Below are 16,940 nucleotides of genomic sequence, written 5' to 3'. Positions count from 1 at the left end.
CTGTAGCATTTGACCTTGCGCATGATCCTTTTCGAAAATCGATTTCGATTTTCGGGGTTCATGCGCCAGCCAAGCCATGAAATAGTCAGTGGCGAACGGGGCTCAATCGCCGTTAGAGCGTTCAGCGCCCGCCACTCACGAATTAAAAAGGGAGGACACCATGACAAAAGTAGCACTCGTCACCGGCGGGTCGCGCGGTATTGGCGCCGCGATTTCGATCGGCCTGAAAACCGCCGGCTACAAGGTTGCCGCGAACTACGCCGGCAATGACGAAGCGGCGCAGAAATTCAAGGCAGAGACCGGCATTCCGGTCTACAAATGGTCGGTGGCCGACTACGATGCCTGCGCCGCTGGCATCAAGCAGATCGAGGCCGATCTCGGCCCGGTTTCCGTTCTGGTCAACAATGCCGGCATCACCCGCGACGCCATGTTCCACAAGATGACGCGCGAGCAATGGAAAGAGGTCGTCGACACCAATCTTTCCGGCGTCTTCAACATGACGCACCCGCTGTGGGGCGGCATGCGCGACCGCAAGTTCGGCCGCGTCATCACCATCTCCTCCATCAATGGCCAGAAGGGCCAGACCGGCCAGGTCAATTATTCGGCGTCGAAGGCCGGCGACATCGGCTTCACCAAGGCGCTCGCTCAGGAAGGAGCGCGGGCCGGCATCACCGTCAATGTCATCTGCCCCGGCTATATCGCTACCGAGATGGTCAGGGCGATGGACGAGAAGGTGCTCAACGAGCGCGTCATCCCGCAGATCCCGGTCGGCCGCCTCGGCGAGCCGGAAGAGATCGCACGCTGCGTCGTCTTCCTCGCTTCCGACGATGCCGGTTTCATCACTGGCTCGACCATCTCCGCCAATGGCGGCCAGTACATCACCTGAGGCGTCGGCTCTCGCCGGTAACTGATGTACCGGGCCCAACGCCCACCCGGCCAAGACCGAGGGCTGGGATCCGCACAATCGCGGCTGTCAGGCAACAAGCTTCAGCCCTGGTTCGGCTGCAGGCTTGGCCCGGGCGATCGGCTCGCGCGAAGGTGCCGGCAGGCGGGCAAGCGGCGCCCGGCTGAGGCCTGACAGTTTCAATGCGATACGAAGCTTCAGGAATGGATTGAGATTCAGCACCGAAAGCACGAGATTGCGGACGAACCGCTTCACCGAACTGCGGGTAAGCGCCATGTCGGTCATCGTGCCCGCCAGTTCAAGCACCTCTTGGGCCGCCGGGCGGCGCAGCGCTTCGTAAAGGTCGAGCTCGGCTTCCGGACGCACGCCTTTCACCACGTCGCCAAGCAACTGGCCAAGCACGACCGCGTCGATGATGCCGGTGTTCATGCCTTGCCCTCCCGCCGGGCTGTGCACGTGCGCGGCATCACCCATGAGGAACAACCGGTCCTTGCGGTACGAGCGGACCAGGCGGTGATGCACACGAAAACGCGAGCTCCACGACAGGTCGAGCACCCGGGTTCTTTTCTTGGTCGGTCCGCGGCTGTCGAGCAGCGCCTGGATGTCGGCGATCTCGGGCTTTTCCGGTGCGTCATCCATTGTCGCGACGACCCGGTACGATCCGTCCGGAAGCGGCGCCACCACCACCAGCCCGGCCGGTGCAAAGAACAGCGACACTTCCGTCGGCCCAACCGGCCAGTCGAGACGAACATCGGCGAGTACGAACGAAGCGTCATAGGCCGCGCCGTCGAACTCGATGCCGGTCGACCTGCGCACCAGGCTTTGCATGCCGTCGGCACCAACGACATAGCGTGCCGATATCAGTTTCTCGCGGCCGTTCTCGACCACCGTCACGCGCGCGCCGTCAGCATCCTGAACGACCGCCTTGGCCTCGACCATGCGGTGAATCACACCGCCCAGGGCTGCGATCCGTTCGGCGAACACCTGCTCGGTCAGGTTCTGAGGCAGCATCATCAAATAGGGATGCCTTGACGGAAGCTTGCCGAAATCAAGCGTGAGCTGCGCCCGATTGCGGTCGCGGATGGCGAAATTCTGCAGCTTCAGGGCAAGTTCGCTCAGCCGCTGCGTGACGCCGAGAGGCTCCAGCGTTTCCAGCGTCTGCGAGTGGATGACGCCAGCCCGCGAGGTCTGAAGGCCCTGCGCCAGCCTGTCGATCAGAACATGATCGACACCGGCTTGGTGCAGCACGATGGACAGCGCCATGCCGGTCGGGCCGGCGCCAATGATCAGGACTTCCGTTGTATCGGGCAACATTTTTTCTCTCCATTTGTCAACGATCGTTGACTTTCTAGTCGAAGCTATTGCATTTGTCAACGGCCGTTGGCATATGAATTTTCATGACCGAGAATCAGCCGAAGAAACCCAGCAAGTCGGACCGCACGCGCGCCCAAATCCTCGAGGCCGCGAGGCTCCTGTTCGCCGAGCGCGGCTATGACGGCGCCTCCATCCGCGACGTCGCGGCGCATGCCTCGATCGATCCGGCCATGGTGATCCGCTATTTCCGCAGCAAGGACGAGCTGTTCGCCAGGGCGGCGGTCGTCGACCTGCAATTGCCGGCACTTCGGGTGATCGACCGAAACACCATCGGTGAAACGCTGATCAGGCGTTTTCTCGAAATCTGGGAGGGCGCGGCCAGCGGTCCTGGCATGGCAATTCTGCTGCGTTCGGCGACGTCGAACGAATTCGCCGCCGAAAAGCTGCGTGACGTATTTGGCAACCAGGTCAGGCCGGTGGTTGCGGCGGTCGCTGATCCCGCCGACGCGGGTCGACGTGCCGGGCTCGTTTCGAGCCAGTTGCTGGGTTTGGCGATGTGCCGATACCTGCTGCGGCTTCCGCCCGTCGTCGCCCTGTCCCACGATGAAATCATTCAGAACGTCGGCCCTACTTTGCAGCGCTATGCCGTGGGAGAGGACATTTCTTGAACCCGGAGTCTGGTCCTCGTGCGCGACTGCGCCGACCGACGGACGTGACACCGATTTGTGCCGAAGCGGCACGCAAAAGTTAACGGCGGCCGCACAGCCTGTGCAAAACCCTGTTCCTCGCCTGTTGATAACAGGTGGAAAACCTGTTCACGACACAACATATTGGGGTGAACAAACCGGGAAACACCCGCCAGCGCTGATTCGTCGCCGTTTCGTTCCGGCTTTGACCGGAAGGTTAACGACAAAGGCTGAAAACATCCCTCAAACCGTAAAGGCGCGTTAGGAAAGATCAATAATTTCATAATGTTGGGTGATGCCCGCCGGCCTGCGCCGATCGTTTACCGGCAACTGTTAAGGAGGACGTCCGCCCTGCATGAATCGGGCCAGTTCGGCGATTCAGCATGTGGTGAGACTCGTCGGCAAAAAGTCCAGATGTAGCCGTGAACAAAACCTGAATCAGCAAGAGTCAGCGATTCGTAGCTGATTCGTTCCAGACTCGTTCCAACTGTTAATCAGGACCGGTTGACAACACCAGACGAGAGCCTTCGAGCTGCCGTCGGAACATTCCGCTTTCGCTTCGCACTCGAAATCCCTATGTGTCGGCTGTCACACGCGCCGCCACGGGGCGCGCTCCCGACAACGCGAAGAAGAGAGCCTGATTTCCAGGTCGATGAACATCCCGCCGAAACATATTGAGCCGCTGATCCTCTCGGGCCGCGACGTGACTGCCGTGCTCGGGCCGACCAACACCGGTAAGACCCATCTCGCCATCGAGCGCATGGTGGCGCATGAAAGCGGCATCATCGGCCTGCCGCTCAGGTTGCTCGCCCGCGAGGTTTATTCACGCGTCTGCGAGAAGGTCGGCGCTCACAAGGTGGCGCTCATCACCGGCGAGGAGAAGATCCAGCCCGACGGTGCCAGATATTCGGTCTGTACCGTCGAAGCCATGCCGCGCGAGACCAACGCCGCCTTCGTCGCCATCGACGAGGTGCAGCTGGCTGGCGATCTCGAGCGCGGCCACATCTTCACCGACCGTATCCTGCATCTGCGCGGCCGCCAGGAGACATTGCTGCTCGGCGCAGCCACCATGCACGGCATCCTCCAGCGTCTGCTGAAGGGCGTGTCGGTGGTGACCCGGCCACGGCTGTCGCATCTCGCCTATGCCGGCTCGAAGAAGCTGACCCGCCTGCCGCGACGCACGGCGATCGTCGCCTTTTCCGCCGACGAGGTCTATGCGATTGCCGAACTGATCCGCCGCCAGCAAGGGGGTGCGGCCGTCGTGCTCGGCGCGCTATCACCCCGCACTCGCAACGCGCAGGTGGAGCTGTTCCAATCGGGTGATGTCGATTACCTGGTCGCCACCGATGCGATCGGCATGGGCCTGAACCTCGATCTCGATCATGTCGCCTTCGCTCAAAACCGTAAATTCGATGGCTACCAGTATCGCAACCTGACGGCGGCCGAGCTCGGCCAGATCGCCGGCCGCGCCGGCCGGCACTTGCGCGACGGCACTTTCGGCGTCACCGGCCAGGTCGATCCGCTCGACGAAGATCTGGTCAAGAAGATCGAAGGGCATGAGTTCGACCCGGTGAAAGTGCTGCAATGGCGCACCGCGCATTTCGATTTCGCCAGCCTCGATGCGCTGAAGCGCTCCACCGAGACCAACGCGCCGGTCGAAGGCCTGACGCGTGCGCTACCGGCTGTGGATGCGCAGGCGCTCGAGCATTTGTCCCGCGACGAGGATATCCGGGCCTTGGCCACCAACGCCAAGCGCGTGGCGCTGTTGTGGGAGGCCTGCGCCCTTCCCGACTACAGGAAGATCGCGCCTGCCCAGCATGCCGACCTGATCGCCTCGATCTACATGGACCTTGCCAGGCATGGCCATGTCGACGAGAATTACATGGCCGAGCAGGTGCGCCGTGCCGACACCACCGAGGGCGACATCGACACGCTGTCGCACCGGATCGCCCAGATCCGCACCTGGACATTCGTCTCCAACCGGCCCGGCTGGCTGGCCGATCAGGCACACTGGCAGGAAAAGACGCGCGAAATCGAAGACAGATTGTCGGATGCGCTGCATGAGCGGTTGACGAAACGCTTCGTAGACCGCAGGACTTCCGTCCTCATGCGGCGCCTTAGAGAAAATACCATGCCTGAAGCCGAAATTAGCCCAACCGGAACTGTCCTCGTCGAAGGCCATCATGTCGGCGAGTTGCAAGGGTTCCGCTTCACCGCCGACCAGAGCGCCGGCGGCGAGGACGCCAAGGCAGTGCGCACAGCAGCCCAGAAGGCGCTTGCAGCCGAATTCGAGGCGCGGGCCGAACGCTTCGGCGCCTCGGCCAATGGCGACATCGCGCTCGGCTCCGACGGCACGCTGCGCTGGATCGGCGCGCCGATCGGCACGCTGGTCGCAGGCGACGAGCCGTTGAAGCCGCGCCTTGTGCTGCTGGCCGACGAGCAGCTCACCGGACCAGCCCGCGACAAGGTCGCGGCGCGCGCCGAGCGCTTCGTCAATTTCCAGATCGAGTCCTTGCTGAAGCCGCTGGTCGACCTCAAGAACGCCGAGCAGATCACCGGCATCGGCCGCGGCATTGCCTTCCAGCTCGTCGAGCATTTCGGCCTCATCAACCGCCGCGACATCGCCCAGGAGATGAAGTCGCTCGACCAGGAAGGCCGCGCCGCCCTTCGCCGGCTCGGCGTGCGCTTCGGCGCCTACCACGTCTTCGCGCCCGCGCTGATCAAGCCGGCCCCGGCCGGACTGGTGACGCTGTTGTGGGCGCTGCAGAACGACGGCAAGGACAAGCCCGGCTTTGGCGATGTGGTCCACGCGCTGGCCTCCGGCCGCACCTCGGTGGTCATCGATCCCACGTTCGACAAGGCCTTCTACAAACTGGCCGGCTACCGCAATCTCGGCCGTCGCGCGGTGCGCGTCGACATCCTTGAACGGTTGGCCGACCTGATCCGGCCCGCAACCAACTGGAAGCCGGGCCTCGGTCAGCGGCCCGACGGCGCCTATGACGGTCAGTCTTTCATGGTGACGCCGCCGATGATGTCGATCCTCGGCGCTACGGCCGACGACATGGAAGAGATTTTGAAAGGCCTCGGCTACCGAGCGGAGCCGAAGCCGGCAGTCGAGGTGAGGGCGCGGCTCGAGGCACAGGACAATGCCGCGCGTGAAGCCGCCGCGGCCAAGCAGGAGGCGGAAGAAGCTGCGCGAGCCGAGCAGGCCAAGGCAGCGGACGCCGCGGTTGCGGACGCAGCCGCCGAGGCGCCGGCCGAGAGTTCGGAGCCGGATGCAGTGGCAGAGGCCACAGCCGAAGCGCCCGCGGAAACCACCACCGAAGCGGAACCTGTCGCAGAAGCTCAGGTGGAAACTCCGGCTGAGCTCACGGTAGAGGGGCTGCCTGCAGCCGAAGCCGCAGCTCCAGAGGCAGCACCCGAAACCGCCGAGATTGCGGTCGCACCGGCGGAGCCGGCTTTCGAAGCCTCGCCCGCAACGGAAGCCGTGTCGGCCGAACCTGCCGCGGCGGCGGCAGCCGCCACCGGCGAGGCTGCTCCAGAGGCCGAGAAAGAGGCCGAAGAACCAAAACCCATCCTGTTGTGGCGGCAGGGCCGCTTCGACCAGCGTCCGCGCCACCGCCACCACGACAGCCGGCCCCGTGACAGGGACAATCGCCCGCGCAACGGGCAAGCCGCCCGCGATGGCCGTGGCGACGCACCGGCAGATGCCACCGGCGGACAACCGGCCGGCGCTCCAGGCAGCCGGCCCCCCCATCAAGGACGCCGCGACGGCGACGGCGCCGGCAAGCCGCGCTTCGACCGCAGCAAGTTCAAGCCCAAGCCTCAGGGTGAGGCAGGGGAACGGCGCGACGGCAAGCCGCAGGGCGAGCGTCCCGATCGTCGCGAAAGCCGGCCGGACTGGAAGGGCGGCAGGCAGGACGGCAAGGGTGGCGCACCAGGTGGAAAGCCCGCGTTCCAGCCTAAGCCTCGCGAGGAGCGTCCCGTGCGCTTCGACCCGGATTCTCCATTCGCCAAGCTCGCCGCGTTGCGCGACCAGCTGAAGAAGTAAGTTCGCTCGCTCCGATGGTCGCCGAAGGCCGCCAGCGCATCGATAAATGGCTGTTCTTTTCGCGTGCGGTGAAATCGCGCTCGCTGGCAGCGAAGCTGGTGGTGGCCGGACGCGTCCGCATCAATCGCGACAAAGCAGCGCAGGCCTCCGATCTGGTCCGGGCCGGCGACGTCCTGACCATCACTCTCGAGCGGCGCATCTTCGTCTGGAAGGTGCTCCGCACGGGAAGCCGGCGCGGCCCTGCCGAAGAAGCGCGCATGCTCTACGAGGATATGTCGCCGCCGCCCGCGCCGAAGGGCGAGGCCGTTGCCGATGCGATTCCCGCGCTGCGCGATGCCGGCAGCGGCCGCCCGACCAAGAAGGAACGCCGGGAGACCGACCGGTTGTTAGGCGACGACTGACGCATAACCGGGCTTCGCCGCATCGCCCCTCTGGAATTCCATTCCGGAAACACCGGTATCGCGCGCAATGGCTGCCCTTGCAAGCGGCGGGTAAAGACGTTACCTCACCAAAAAAGCCTAACAAAAACGGGACGTCCGGGAGCCGACCGATGACCTATGTCGTGACCGACAATTGCATAAAATGCAAATACATGGACTGCATCGAGGTCTGCCCGGTCGACTGCTTCTACGAAGGCGAGAACATGCTCGTCATCCATCCCGACGAATGCATCGACTGCGGCGTCTGCGAACCGGAATGCCCGGCAGACGCGATCAAGCCCGACACCGAGCCGGGTCTCGACAAATGGCTGCAGATCAACACCGAATACGCTGATAAATGGCCCAACATCACCGCCAAGAAGGAGCCTCCGGCCGACGCCAAATCCTTCGATGGCGAGGCCGGCAAGTTTGAGAAATATTTCTCCCCCGAGCCCGGCGAGGGCGACTGACAAGACCGCTGTTTCAGCCAGCATAACGCCGCCTAAAAGGCATGGTACATTAACTGCCTTGGCAGGCGGCGATGGCGCATGGCCTTCGCGCGTGCAGCAAAACCTTGATTCTTCCGACTTTTTGTGCTACATCAACCAAACATGCCGGTGACACAACGTCGATTTATGGCGCAAACGCCCCAAATCACTGAAAGGTGAATTTCTCAATCCGGACCAGAGTGATCTGGGGCAGGCGGTCGCAATTATGCGGTTTGCCGGCCTCGGCTTTTCCGGTGGGTTCGTAGTTGTGCGGCTAACGATCGGTTATCCGATCGCGCGAGTTCGGCCGGCAGAATGCCGGTACCACACCAAGGAGTTCATGGCGTAATGGCAACAATCACCCCGCAGAAGAAGTCCAGCGCAGCGCGTCACGGTTTTAAGACCGGCGAGTACATCGTCTATCCGGCGCATGGCGTCGGCCAGATCGTCTCGATCGACGAGCAGGAAGTTGCGGGCCACAAGCTGGAACTGTTCGTCATCGACTTCCAGAAGGACAAGATGCGTCTGAAAGTGCCGGTTGCCAAGGCGACCTCCATCGGCATGCGCAAGCTGTCGGAAGAGGATTATGTCGATCGCGCGCTGAAGGTCGTGCAGGGCCGCGCCCGCGTCAAGCGCACCATGTGGTCGCGCCGCGCCCAGGAATATGATGCGAAGATCAATTCCGGCGACCTGATCTCGATCTCCGAAGTGGTGCGCGACCTCTACCGCGCCGACAACCAGCCGGAGCAGTCCTATTCCGAGCGCCAGCTTTATGAGGCGGCACTCGACCGCATGGCGCGCGAGATCGCGGCCGTCAACCGCATGTCGGAAACCGAAGCGGTGCGCCTCATCGAGGTGAATCTCAACAAGGGTCCGAAGCGCGGCGCCAAGGCCGACAACGAAGAAGCCGAGCAGGAAGAAGCAGCCTGAGCGCTTCTCGCCTTCGAATTGCAAAAACCCGGCCTCGCGCCGGGTTTCTCTTTTATGCATGTCGTTATTCCAAAACCGCTGCGCAGTTTTGGGCGACATGCATTAACCTTCGCCGCCGCCTTCCTTCTCCGCTTCCTGCTTCAGCGTCGCGATGAACCGCCTGGTTCGCTGCCGCTCCGGATTGCTGAACAAAACAGCGGCGGGGCCTTTCTCGATGATGGCGCCGGCGTCGAGGAACACCACTTCCTGCGCGATCTTCGAAGCGAGGCGCAAATCATGCGTCGCCATCACCATGGTGGTGCCCTCACGAGCGAGTTGGCTGAGCACGTCGACCACCTCCTGAGCCAGTTCCGGATCGAGCGCCGAGGTCGGCTCGTCGCACAGCAGCACTTTCGGCGATGGCGCCAGCGCCCGGGCAATCGCCACGCGTTGCTGCTGGCCGCCTGACAGCGTCGCCGGCCAGGCATCGGCCTTGTGCACCATCCCGACCTTTTCGAGCAGAGCGAGCGCCCGCTCGCGCGCTCGCTCGACCGGCCATTTCAGCACCGTCACCAGCCCCTCCATGACATTTTCGATTGCCGTGCGGTGCGGAAACAGCTGGAAATTCTGGAACACCATGCCGGTCTGCAGCCGCAGGCGCTGGATGGCCGTGCCGGAAACCTTGCCGCCGGGATGGAATTCGAGCGCGTCGTCGCCGATGCGCACCGTGCCCGAAGTCGGGATCTCGAGCAGGTTGATGCAGCGCAGAAGCGTGCTTTTTCCGCCGCCCGAGGGACCGACAAGGGCGGTGACGCTGCCTTCCTCGATGGTGACCGTCACGCCCTTCAGCACTAGGTTGTCGCCGAAGCGCTTCTCGATGTCGGTAAGACCGATCATGAGCGCGCCTCCAGGAAGCCGCCATAGCGGCTGAGCCGCTTTTCCAAGCGCGTCTGCAACGCCGACAGCACCGAGCTCAGCGCCAGATAGAGAGCCGCCGCCTCGACATAGAGGATCAGCGGCTCATAGGTGGTGGCGACGATGCGCTGCGCCGCCTGGAACATCTCCGGCACGGTGATGGCGGCGGCCAGCGATGTATCCTTGACCAGCGAGATGAAGGTGTTTGACAGCGGCGGCACCGCGACGCGGCCTGCTTGTGGAAGAATCGTGCGCCGCATCGCCTGGCTCCAGGTCATGCCGATCGAATAGGCCGCTTCCCACTGCCCCTTCGGCACCGAGCCTATGACGGCGCGGATGATCTCCGACGTATAGGCGCCGATGTTGAGCGTGAAGCCGATCAACGCAGCTGAAAAAGCGTCGAGCAGGATGCCGACCGAGGGCAGGCCGTAGAAGATCAGGAAGAGCTGCACCAGAAGCGGCGTGCCACGGAAGATCCAGACGTAGAAGCGGACCACGGCGACCAGCGGCTTCGGACCGAACAGCCGAACGAGCGCCGCAACCAGTCCTACGAAGAGACCGAATGCGAACGACAGCAGCGTTAGCGGCACGGTGAAGATCAGCGCGGCCCATAGCAGCGTGGGCAACGAGTCCAGCATCAGTTGCAGCCAGTGCGGCACGAAAACCCTCCTTGCGAGATGGCCGCCCAAAACCGCCCCGGCAGCATCGAAGCGCGATCATACGGCCGCCATATCACGCGAAAAGCGGCGGCCGTCAAAGACAGCTCGCCGCGATACCTGCCATACGGGCCGGCAACCGGCCCGCTCCGTGAAATGCGCTTACTTCGAAACGTCCTGGCCGAAATAAGTGTCGGCGATCTTCTGGTAGGTGCCGTCGGCCCTGATATCGGCCAGCGCCTGATTGATGGCGGCGACCAGTTCCGGATCGCCCTTGCGCACGAGGACGCCGGAATAGTCGGCGTTTTCTTCCTGCGCGGCGATCTTCACATTGGCGTCGGGCTTGTGCTTCTTGAAATCGAGGAAGGACAGGCTGTCGTTGATGGTGGCGTCGGCACGGCCGGTAAGAAGCAGCTGGATCGACTGGTCGAAACCATCGGTGCCGACGAGTTCGGCGCCGTTCGCTTCGGCGAGCTTGCCGAAATTCGAGGTCAGCGACTGCGCCGCCTTCTTGCCCTTGAGGTCGGCAAAGCTCTTGATGTCGGTATTGTCGCCGCGCACGATCAGCACCGCCTTGGACGCGATATAGGGATCGGAGAAATCATACTTGGCCTTGCGCTCCTCGGTGATACCGACCTGGTTGATGACGGCGTCATAGCGCTTGGCGTCGAGGCCGGCGATCAGCCCATCCCATTTGCCTTCGAGGAATTCGGCCTTGACGCCGAGGCGCTCGGCGATCGCCTTGGCGATCTCGACATCGAAGCCGACCAATGCGCCCGAGGCATCATGATAGGTGAAGGGGGCATAGGTACCCTCCGTGCCGACCTTGAAGACACCGGCCTGCTTGATCTGCTCGAGATTGGCGCCGGCATGGCCTGATGTGACGGCCAGTACCTGCAGTATTGCGGCGACGATAAGCGAATTGAGCCATTTCATTTTTCTGTGATCCCGTCATTGGCCGGCGTACGCCGCATTTGTGAGCGCCGGAAACTGACAGATGCGGGCTGGCGAAATAAGGAACCAGATTTCAAAAATGAGACGCTTTCGAAATCCAATTCTCAAAACCACATCGAGTCGCGCCAACCGACCACGTAGCGACCACCGCAACGAGCTTTCGGCAGTGCAATCCACGCGACATCAGCGGCGGAACCATTCACCCGCGTGGCACGTTCTTGGCTGTTGTAGGGCGCGGCGTCGCCAATTCAACCACGATGCCAGCTTAGGGTTCGAGCGATCGCACCGCAACGCCCGGAACAGGGAGCGTGGCATGATGGAAGATATGGCAGGGCGAACCATGGTCCGCGCGGCGATGAAAGCCCCCTATCTCGAGCGCGACGAAGAGCATCTTCTCGCGCTGCGCTGGAAGGAAGACAACGACCAGCAGGCGCTGCACCAAATCGCCATGGCACATATGCGTCTGGTCATTTCCATGGCCTCGAAATTCCGCCACTACGGTCTGCCGCTCGGCGATCTGGTCCAGGAAGGCCATGTCGGCCTGCTGGAGGCGGCGGCCCGCTTCGAACCGGAACGCGAGGTGCGGTTTTCGACCTACGCGACATGGTGGATTCGCGCCTCGATGCAGGACTATATCCTGCGCAACTGGTCGATCGTGCGTGGCGGCACCAGTTCGGCGCAAAAGGCGTTGTTCTTCAATTTGCGGCGCCTGCGCGCCCGCTTGGCGAACGGTGCCGAGCCGATCTCGAATACCTCGCTCTATCGCGAGGTGTCGGTCGCGCTCGGCGTCTCCGAGGCTGACGTGGCGATGATGGACTCCCGCCTTTCGGCACCGGATAGCTCGCTCAACCAGCCGCTCGCCGACGATGCGGGCGCCACCGAGCGAATGGATTTCCTGGTTTCGGACGATCCTTTGCCGGACGAGGTCGTGGGCGACACGATCGATGTCGAACGCCGTTCTGTCTGGCTGAAAACGGCGCTCGGCGCGCTCAATGCCCGCGAGCTCAGGATCATCGAGGAGCGCCGGCTGAGCGACGAGGGCGCGACGCTCGAAGCCCTCGGCGAGGCGCTCGGCATCTCCAAGGAACGCGTCCGCCAGATCGAGGCACGCGCCATGGAAAAGCTCAAGATAGCGCTGGTGAAGCAAAACCCCGAGTTTCTGGCGACCGCCGCCTAATCAGGGTGTGTTGAGATTCAGGACTTAAAGTACGTGAGCACCGGAAGCGCAGGAAACTGCCGGTTGCAGGCCGGCATCACCTGAATATCGACACACCCTATTTGTCGGTGATGATCTTGACCTTGTCGCCGGCCGAAACAGCTGCACCGGGCGACATCGCATTGAGCACCCTGAACAGATCGAGCTTGCGCTCGACGCCGACCATCTGCGAGGCGAGCGAACCCATGGTCTGTCCGGGCCGCACCGTGACAACGCGGATATGCAGCGGCTTCAGCGCCGCTTTCTCGGCCGCGCTCAAGATACGGAAGGAACCGCTGACCGAGCGCGCCACGGCATCCAGCGAGGCGCTGGCGGAAGGGGCAGCCGTCAGCAGCCGGTAGACCTGGCCACCGGCGCGGATCACCGCGATGTCGAACTGCCAGCCCTCGGCACTGGCATGCGCCGTCGCCGCGTCGTTGCCATTGATCGTTTCCTGGCGCACGCTGCTTTCGTCGAGACCGGCCACCCAGCCGCTGCGGATGTAGTCGGTCAGCGAGCGGCTCTTGTCGATCGAAACGCCGTCGAAGCGAATCGCTATGTCGCCTGGCCCGGTTGCCGTCACCGCCGCGGCCGAGTTGTCGATGATGAAGCCGTCGGGCACCGAGAACGACACGCCGAGCCCTGGATGCAGGAAGGTTTCGCCACGCACATAGCCCTCCTCCGGCGTGTCGCCGTAGAGCAGGCCGTCTATGCCGGCGAGGAAGGCGTCGCGGTCGCGCGTGCCGACGCCGGGCGCGCCGAACTGGCGGGCATGACGCTGCGCCAGAACGATGCGCTGCGGCGTGTTGGGATGCGTCGCCAGGAAGTCGAGGCTGGCGTCGGTGGCGCCGCTGATCGAGCGGAAATCGGTGTAGGCTGACATCGACTGCAGGAAGCGGCCGGCGGCAAAGGGATCGAAGCCCGCCTCGCCGATCGACTTGATGCCGATGCCATCGGCCTCAAGCTCCTGATTGCGCGAGAACTGGGCAAGCCGCAGCTTGCCGCGGATCAGTGCCGCCTTGGCGGTCGGGCTGTCGCCGAGCACGTCGGAGACGACCTTGGTTGCAAACCCCTCCTCAGCCTCGAGCTGCTGGCGCTGCAAGCCGTGGTTTGCAGTGACGTGGCCCATCTCATGCGCGATGACCGCGGCGAGCTCGGCCGAATCGTTGGCCAGCGCCAACAGGCCGCGCGTGATGTAGAGATAGCCGCCCGGCAGCGCGAAAGCATTGACGTTGGGCGAATTAAGGATGGTGATGCGGTAGGTCTGGCTCGGGTTGGCCGACACCACGGTCAGGCTGCCGACGACCTTGGCGACCATGCGCTCGAGCTTGGGATCGGAATACTCGCCGCCATAGGTGGCCAGGATGCGCGGATGCTGCGCCTTCGCCATTTCGGCGAGCTTGCTGTTGGCGGCGACATTGTCGACCGTGATCGGTTTGCTGGAAGGTTGGAAGCCGGATTCCTGAACGTCCGGAGGCGTGAACATCTGGCAGCTTGCCAGCGCCATGGCAAAGCCGGCCAGCGCGAGGAAGCGCGCCAGCGGTTTCCTTCTCACTCTGTCGGTGCCGGTCGGCAGAACAGCTTCCTTTCGGGTCTCAGCACATGGCCCCGAAAATCGGGCATCGATTTTCAGAAAGGATCATGCGCACAATCAACTGCCACAGCGTCCTTCGCGGCCATGAGCACGCATGGCACACCGTAGTGGCAAATCACAACCTATGCCGGACCAGTATCGGAGGACCTAGTCACACTACTTTGACCATGGCAAGCAAGCACCACATCGCCTGAAGCCGGTTTGGCCGTAAATTATGTCCGCTTCCGGGCAACATCTCGTGATCCCGCGCCAAACGGACCTGCACCGATATAGCGTCGGAAGGCCTCCGGTCCAGCCTTGGTAAAAAAATCGGCGACAGTCCCGGTTGCGGCAACCGTGCCATTGTCCAGGAACACCATGTCCTGGCCGATACGGTGGGCATCCTCCGGCTGATGCGTGACGAACAGCACCGTCATGCGCCGCTCCGCATGGACGCCGGCTACCAGATCGAGCATGTCGTCGCGCAAGGCCGGTCCGAGCGAGGCGAACGGTTCGTCGAGCAAGAGCACCGGCCGGTCGCGCACCAGGACGCGGGCGAGCGCGACGCGCTGCCGCTCGCCACCGGAGAGTTCGCGCGGCAGGCGCTGTTGCTTGCCGGCAAGGCCGACGCGCTTGAGCGCCCCGGCGATTGCAGCGTGGTCGCCCTCGGCCAGCCTGAGCGACGGCGAGCGGCCAAGGCCGACATTTCGTTCGACCGAAAGATGGGCAAAGAGATTGTTTTCCTGGAACACCATCGACACTGGCCGCGCCGACGGCGGTTTGGCGCCGACATCGGCGCCGCCGATCAGCACGCGGCCCGATCGCGGCGTCTCGAAGCCGGCCACCAGATTGAGCAGCGTCGATTTTCCCGAACCGCTCGGCCCCATGATGGCGGTGATCTTCGAGGCGGCGAACTCGACATCGAATAAAAACGGCGCTTCGCGATAGCTGAACGAGACCTTTTCCAGCCGCACGGCCGTACCGCTTTCCGCACTGTTGAGCATCATGATTTTTCTCCCTGCCCCAGCCAGTCAGCGGCCAGGACAAGCGCAAGACAAACCAGGCCGAGCAGCAACGCCAGGCCTGCCGCGTCCATCGTGCGGTAGCTGCCCATGCGCGCCAGCAAGAGGTAAGGCAGTGTCTGCAGGGAGTCGCTGCCGAACAGGGCAATGACGCCGAGATCGCCGAGCGACAAAGCCATGGCGAACGCGAAACCGGTGGCGAGCGGCCGCCGCAGCGACGGCCAGTCGACCAGCCGGAACCGGTTCCAGCCCGAAATGCCAAGCAGCAAACAGAGCCGTTCGTGGCGTTCGCTCGCCGCATCATAGCCGGGGCGAATGGCGCGGATGGCAAACGGCATCGCCATTACCGCATTGACGGTGACGACCATGACAGGGGCGATGGCAAAGACGTCGCTGACAGCACGCAGGAGCAGGAACCAGCCGGCGCCGATGACGATGGGCGGCACGACGAGGACGAAGCCGGCGCCGGTATCGGTGGCGTATTCGAGCAGCGTCCTGGCGCCGACGCGACGCCTCAAGGCCAGCGCCCGTCGTGCCATGACGAGCGACAGCGACAGCGCCACTGAAAGCAGCGCCGCCAGCAGGGCGAGCACGGCGCTGGTCAGCGTCGCCTGCCGCACCGCGATCTCGCCCGCCAGCCGGCCGAGATCGGCGCCAAGGCCTGACGTCACCATGGCAGCCATCGGCCCGGCGACGAACAGCAATGCGAGAGCGATCAATGCTGTATTCAGCACGGTCTCGGCCGGGCCGGCCGAAAGATAGCGGCGCGGTGCCACCGGCAGGTTGGCGTCGCCGACGATGTTGGCGCCAAGCCGCATCAATGCCAGCACAACGACGAAGGTCAGCGCGATCTGCAGCAGTGTCAGCGTCACCGCGCGGGCAGGATCGAAATCGAAACGCAGTGCCTGGTAGATGGCGACCTCCAATGTCGTCGCACGCGGCCCGCCGCCCAGCGTGAGCACGATGGTAAAGGATGTGATGCAGAGCATGAAGACAAGCCCAGCGACGCCCGGCAGCGCCGCACGCAGCGTCGGCCATTCAATCAGCCGGAAGGCGGGTCTGGCGCCCATGCCGAGCTGGCTCGCCAACCGCCACTGGTCGGCCGGCACTGTCGTCAGCGCTTCAAGGAACAGCCGCGTGGCCAGCGGCAGATTGAAGAAGACATGGGCGATGAGGATGCCGGACAGGCCGTATATGCCCGGCCAGCCCAGACCGCCAATCGCGGTGAGCACGCCGGCGAAATAGCCGGCACGGCCATAGAGAGCCAGAATGCCGAGTGCGGCGACGATGGCCGGCAGCGCAAGCGGCACGGCGAAGAGCTGCAGGATCAGGCCGCGACCAAAGAAGCGCGGATGCCGCGACAGCGCCCGCGCAACGAACAGCGCCGGCACGACGGAAAGCAGTGTCGACAGCAAAGCCTGCAACAGCGTGAAACGGGCGACCCGGAAGAGGTAGGAATCGAAGGTCGACGCGGCGCCGGACGGGTCGCGGGCGCCTTCGACGATGAGCCCGGCGAACGCTCCGCCGACCAGCAGCGCAACAGCGGCAAGCGCGAGAATGCCGGCGGTGACGCGGGGATCGGCAGGATATCCGGTATGCATGCCGCCCTGCCTAGTTCAACGATCGTAGAAGCAGAAAATATGGCTGAGGTCGAGTTCCCGCCCACCCCTCTGTCCTGCCGGACATCTCCCCCTCAAGTGGGGAGATTGGCAGCTTCATCCTCGCCTCAATCTTTCGACTGTTGCGATTGGCGAAAGCGGAAGTGACATCCGATCTCCCCCCTTGAGGGGGAAATGCCAAGTTTTGGCAAGGAGGGCAGGACAGAGGCGGGCGCCGTAGAGTAATCATCTTTCA

The 16,940-nt window shown here is 63.5% G+C and carries 14 protein-coding genes; 7 read left to right on the top strand and 7 right to left on the bottom strand.

The window, feature by feature from the left end:
• The first annotated feature begins 160 nt into the window (after positions 1–160).
• Positions 161–886, top strand: coding sequence for an acetoacetyl-CoA reductase (gene phbB / locus AC0NIE_RS07145; protein ID WP_065011280.1), 726 nt, complete (start codon positions 161–163; stop codon positions 884–886).
• A gap of 87 nt (positions 887–973) precedes the next feature.
• Here phbB and AC0NIE_RS07140 read toward each other — a convergent pair whose 3' ends face one another.
• Positions 974–2,218, bottom strand: a complete 1,245-nt coding sequence (locus tag AC0NIE_RS07140; protein WP_473486369.1) for an FAD-dependent monooxygenase — start codon at positions 2,216–2,218, stop codon at positions 974–976.
• A gap of 83 nt (positions 2,219–2,301) precedes the next feature.
• Between AC0NIE_RS07140 and AC0NIE_RS07135 the strand changes: the two genes are divergently transcribed.
• The 5 genes from AC0NIE_RS07135 to AC0NIE_RS07115 all read left to right on the top strand — a co-directional run bounded on the left by AC0NIE_RS07135 (position 2,302) and on the right by AC0NIE_RS07115 (position 8,792).
• Complete coding sequence (locus tag AC0NIE_RS07135) at positions 2,302–2,886, top strand: TetR/AcrR family transcriptional regulator (RefSeq protein ID WP_473486368.1); 585 nt, start codon at positions 2,302–2,304, stop codon at positions 2,884–2,886.
• A gap of 670 nt (positions 2,887–3,556) precedes the next feature.
• Positions 3,557–6,955, top strand: a complete 3,399-nt coding sequence (locus tag AC0NIE_RS07130) for a helicase-related protein (protein WP_473486367.1) — start codon at positions 3,557–3,559, stop codon at positions 6,953–6,955.
• A gap of 14 nt (positions 6,956–6,969) precedes the next feature.
• Complete coding sequence (locus tag AC0NIE_RS07125) at positions 6,970–7,356, top strand: RNA-binding S4 domain-containing protein (RefSeq protein WP_473486366.1); 387 nt, start codon at positions 6,970–6,972, stop codon at positions 7,354–7,356.
• Between the two features lie 149 nt (positions 7,357–7,505).
• A complete protein-coding gene (fdxA, locus tag AC0NIE_RS07120; RefSeq protein ID WP_023762879.1) occupies positions 7,506–7,844 on the top strand; it encodes a ferredoxin FdxA in 339 nt (112 codons plus the stop codon).
• Positions 7,845–8,210: 366 nt separating this feature from the next.
• A complete protein-coding gene (locus tag AC0NIE_RS07115) occupies positions 8,211–8,792 on the top strand; it encodes a CarD family transcriptional regulator (protein ID WP_027152934.1) in 582 nt (193 codons plus the stop codon).
• A 102-nt stretch (positions 8,793–8,894) separates the two neighbouring features.
• Here the strand turns inward: AC0NIE_RS07115 and AC0NIE_RS07110 are convergent, their stop codons facing one another.
• From AC0NIE_RS07110 to AC0NIE_RS07100, 3 genes are all read right to left on the bottom strand, one after another.
• Positions 8,895–9,668 carry an amino acid ABC transporter ATP-binding protein gene (locus AC0NIE_RS07110; RefSeq protein WP_473486365.1) on the bottom strand — a complete coding sequence of 258 codons (774 nt, stop codon included), beginning with the start codon at positions 9,666–9,668 and terminating at the stop codon, positions 8,895–8,897.
• Positions 9,665–10,345: an amino acid ABC transporter permease gene (locus AC0NIE_RS07105; protein ID WP_473486364.1), complete on the bottom strand. Its 681-nt coding sequence runs from the start codon at positions 10,343–10,345 to the stop codon at positions 9,665–9,667. Before AC0NIE_RS07105 ends, AC0NIE_RS07110 begins: the two co-directional genes overlap by 4 nt.
• Before the next feature lie 159 nt (positions 10,346–10,504).
• Positions 10,505–11,278, bottom strand: a complete 774-nt coding sequence (locus AC0NIE_RS07100) for an amino acid ABC transporter substrate-binding protein (RefSeq protein WP_473486363.1) — start codon at positions 11,276–11,278, stop codon at positions 10,505–10,507.
• A 331-nt stretch (positions 11,279–11,609) separates the two neighbouring features.
• On the opposite strand from AC0NIE_RS07100, the gene AC0NIE_RS07095 reads away from it, so the two are divergent.
• Entirely contained in the window at positions 11,610–12,473 is an 864-nt protein-coding gene (locus AC0NIE_RS07095; RefSeq protein ID WP_473486362.1) for an RNA polymerase factor sigma-32, read from the top strand.
• A gap of 97 nt (positions 12,474–12,570) precedes the next feature.
• Here AC0NIE_RS07095 and AC0NIE_RS07090 read toward each other — a convergent pair whose 3' ends face one another.
• From AC0NIE_RS07090 to thiP, 3 genes are all read right to left on the bottom strand, one after another.
• Complete coding sequence (locus AC0NIE_RS07090) at positions 12,571–13,998, bottom strand: M48 family metalloprotease (RefSeq protein ID WP_473486388.1); 1,428 nt, start codon at positions 13,996–13,998, stop codon at positions 12,571–12,573.
• 299 nt (positions 13,999–14,297) lie between these two features.
• Positions 14,298–15,068 (bottom strand): thiamine ABC transporter ATP-binding protein, encoded by a 771-nt coding sequence (gene thiQ, locus AC0NIE_RS07085; RefSeq protein ID WP_473486387.1) that lies wholly within the window; start codon positions 15,066–15,068, stop codon positions 14,298–14,300.
• The gene (gene thiP, locus AC0NIE_RS07080; protein ID WP_473486361.1) at positions 15,068–16,687 is read right to left on the bottom strand and encodes a thiamine/thiamine pyrophosphate ABC transporter permease; all 1,620 of its coding nucleotides are present in this window, start codon (positions 16,685–16,687) and stop codon (positions 15,068–15,070) included. Before thiP ends, thiQ begins: the two co-directional genes overlap by 1 nt.
• Positions 16,688–16,940: the final 253 nt, after the last annotated feature.

It is taken from the genome of Mesorhizobium sp. WSM4842, assembly GCF_055901575.1.
This window is presented reverse-complemented; position numbering and strand designations above follow the sequence as displayed.

Coding starts and splice junctions, on each gene's coding strand:
- AC0NIE_RS07130 (WP_473486367.1), top strand. CDS start 3,557: ATGAACATCCCGCCGAAACATATTGAGCCGCTGATCCTCTCGGGCCGC.
- AC0NIE_RS07095 (WP_473486362.1), top strand. CDS start 11,610: ATGATGGAAGATATGGCAGGGCGAACCATGGTCCGCGCGGCGATGAAA.
- phbB (WP_065011280.1), top strand. CDS start 161: ATGACAAAAGTAGCACTCGTCACCGGCGGGTCGCGCGGTATTGGCGCC.
- AC0NIE_RS07135 (WP_473486368.1), top strand. CDS start 2,302: ATGACCGAGAATCAGCCGAAGAAACCCAGCAAGTCGGACCGCACGCGC.
- AC0NIE_RS07140 (WP_473486369.1), bottom strand. CDS start 2,218: ATGTTGCCCGATACAACGGAAGTCCTGATCATTGGCGCCGGCCCGACC.
- AC0NIE_RS07100 (WP_473486363.1), bottom strand. CDS start 11,278: ATGAAATGGCTCAATTCGCTTATCGTCGCCGCAATACTGCAGGTACTG.
- fdxA (WP_023762879.1), top strand. CDS start 7,506: ATGACCTATGTCGTGACCGACAATTGCATAAAATGCAAATACATGGAC.
- AC0NIE_RS07125 (WP_473486366.1), top strand. CDS start 6,970: ATGGTCGCCGAAGGCCGCCAGCGCATCGATAAATGGCTGTTCTTTTCG.
- AC0NIE_RS07110 (WP_473486365.1), bottom strand. CDS start 9,668: ATGATCGGTCTTACCGACATCGAGAAGCGCTTCGGCGACAACCTAGTG.
- thiP (WP_473486361.1), bottom strand. CDS start 16,687: ATGCATACCGGATATCCTGCCGATCCCCGCGTCACCGCCGGCATTCTC.
- AC0NIE_RS07090 (WP_473486388.1), bottom strand. CDS start 13,998: ATGGCGCTGGCAAGCTGCCAGATGTTCACGCCTCCGGACGTTCAGGAA.
- AC0NIE_RS07115 (WP_027152934.1), top strand. CDS start 8,211: ATGGCAACAATCACCCCGCAGAAGAAGTCCAGCGCAGCGCGTCACGGT.
- thiQ (WP_473486387.1), bottom strand. CDS start 15,068: ATGCTCAACAGTGCGGAAAGCGGTACGGCCGTGCGGCTGGAAAAGGTC.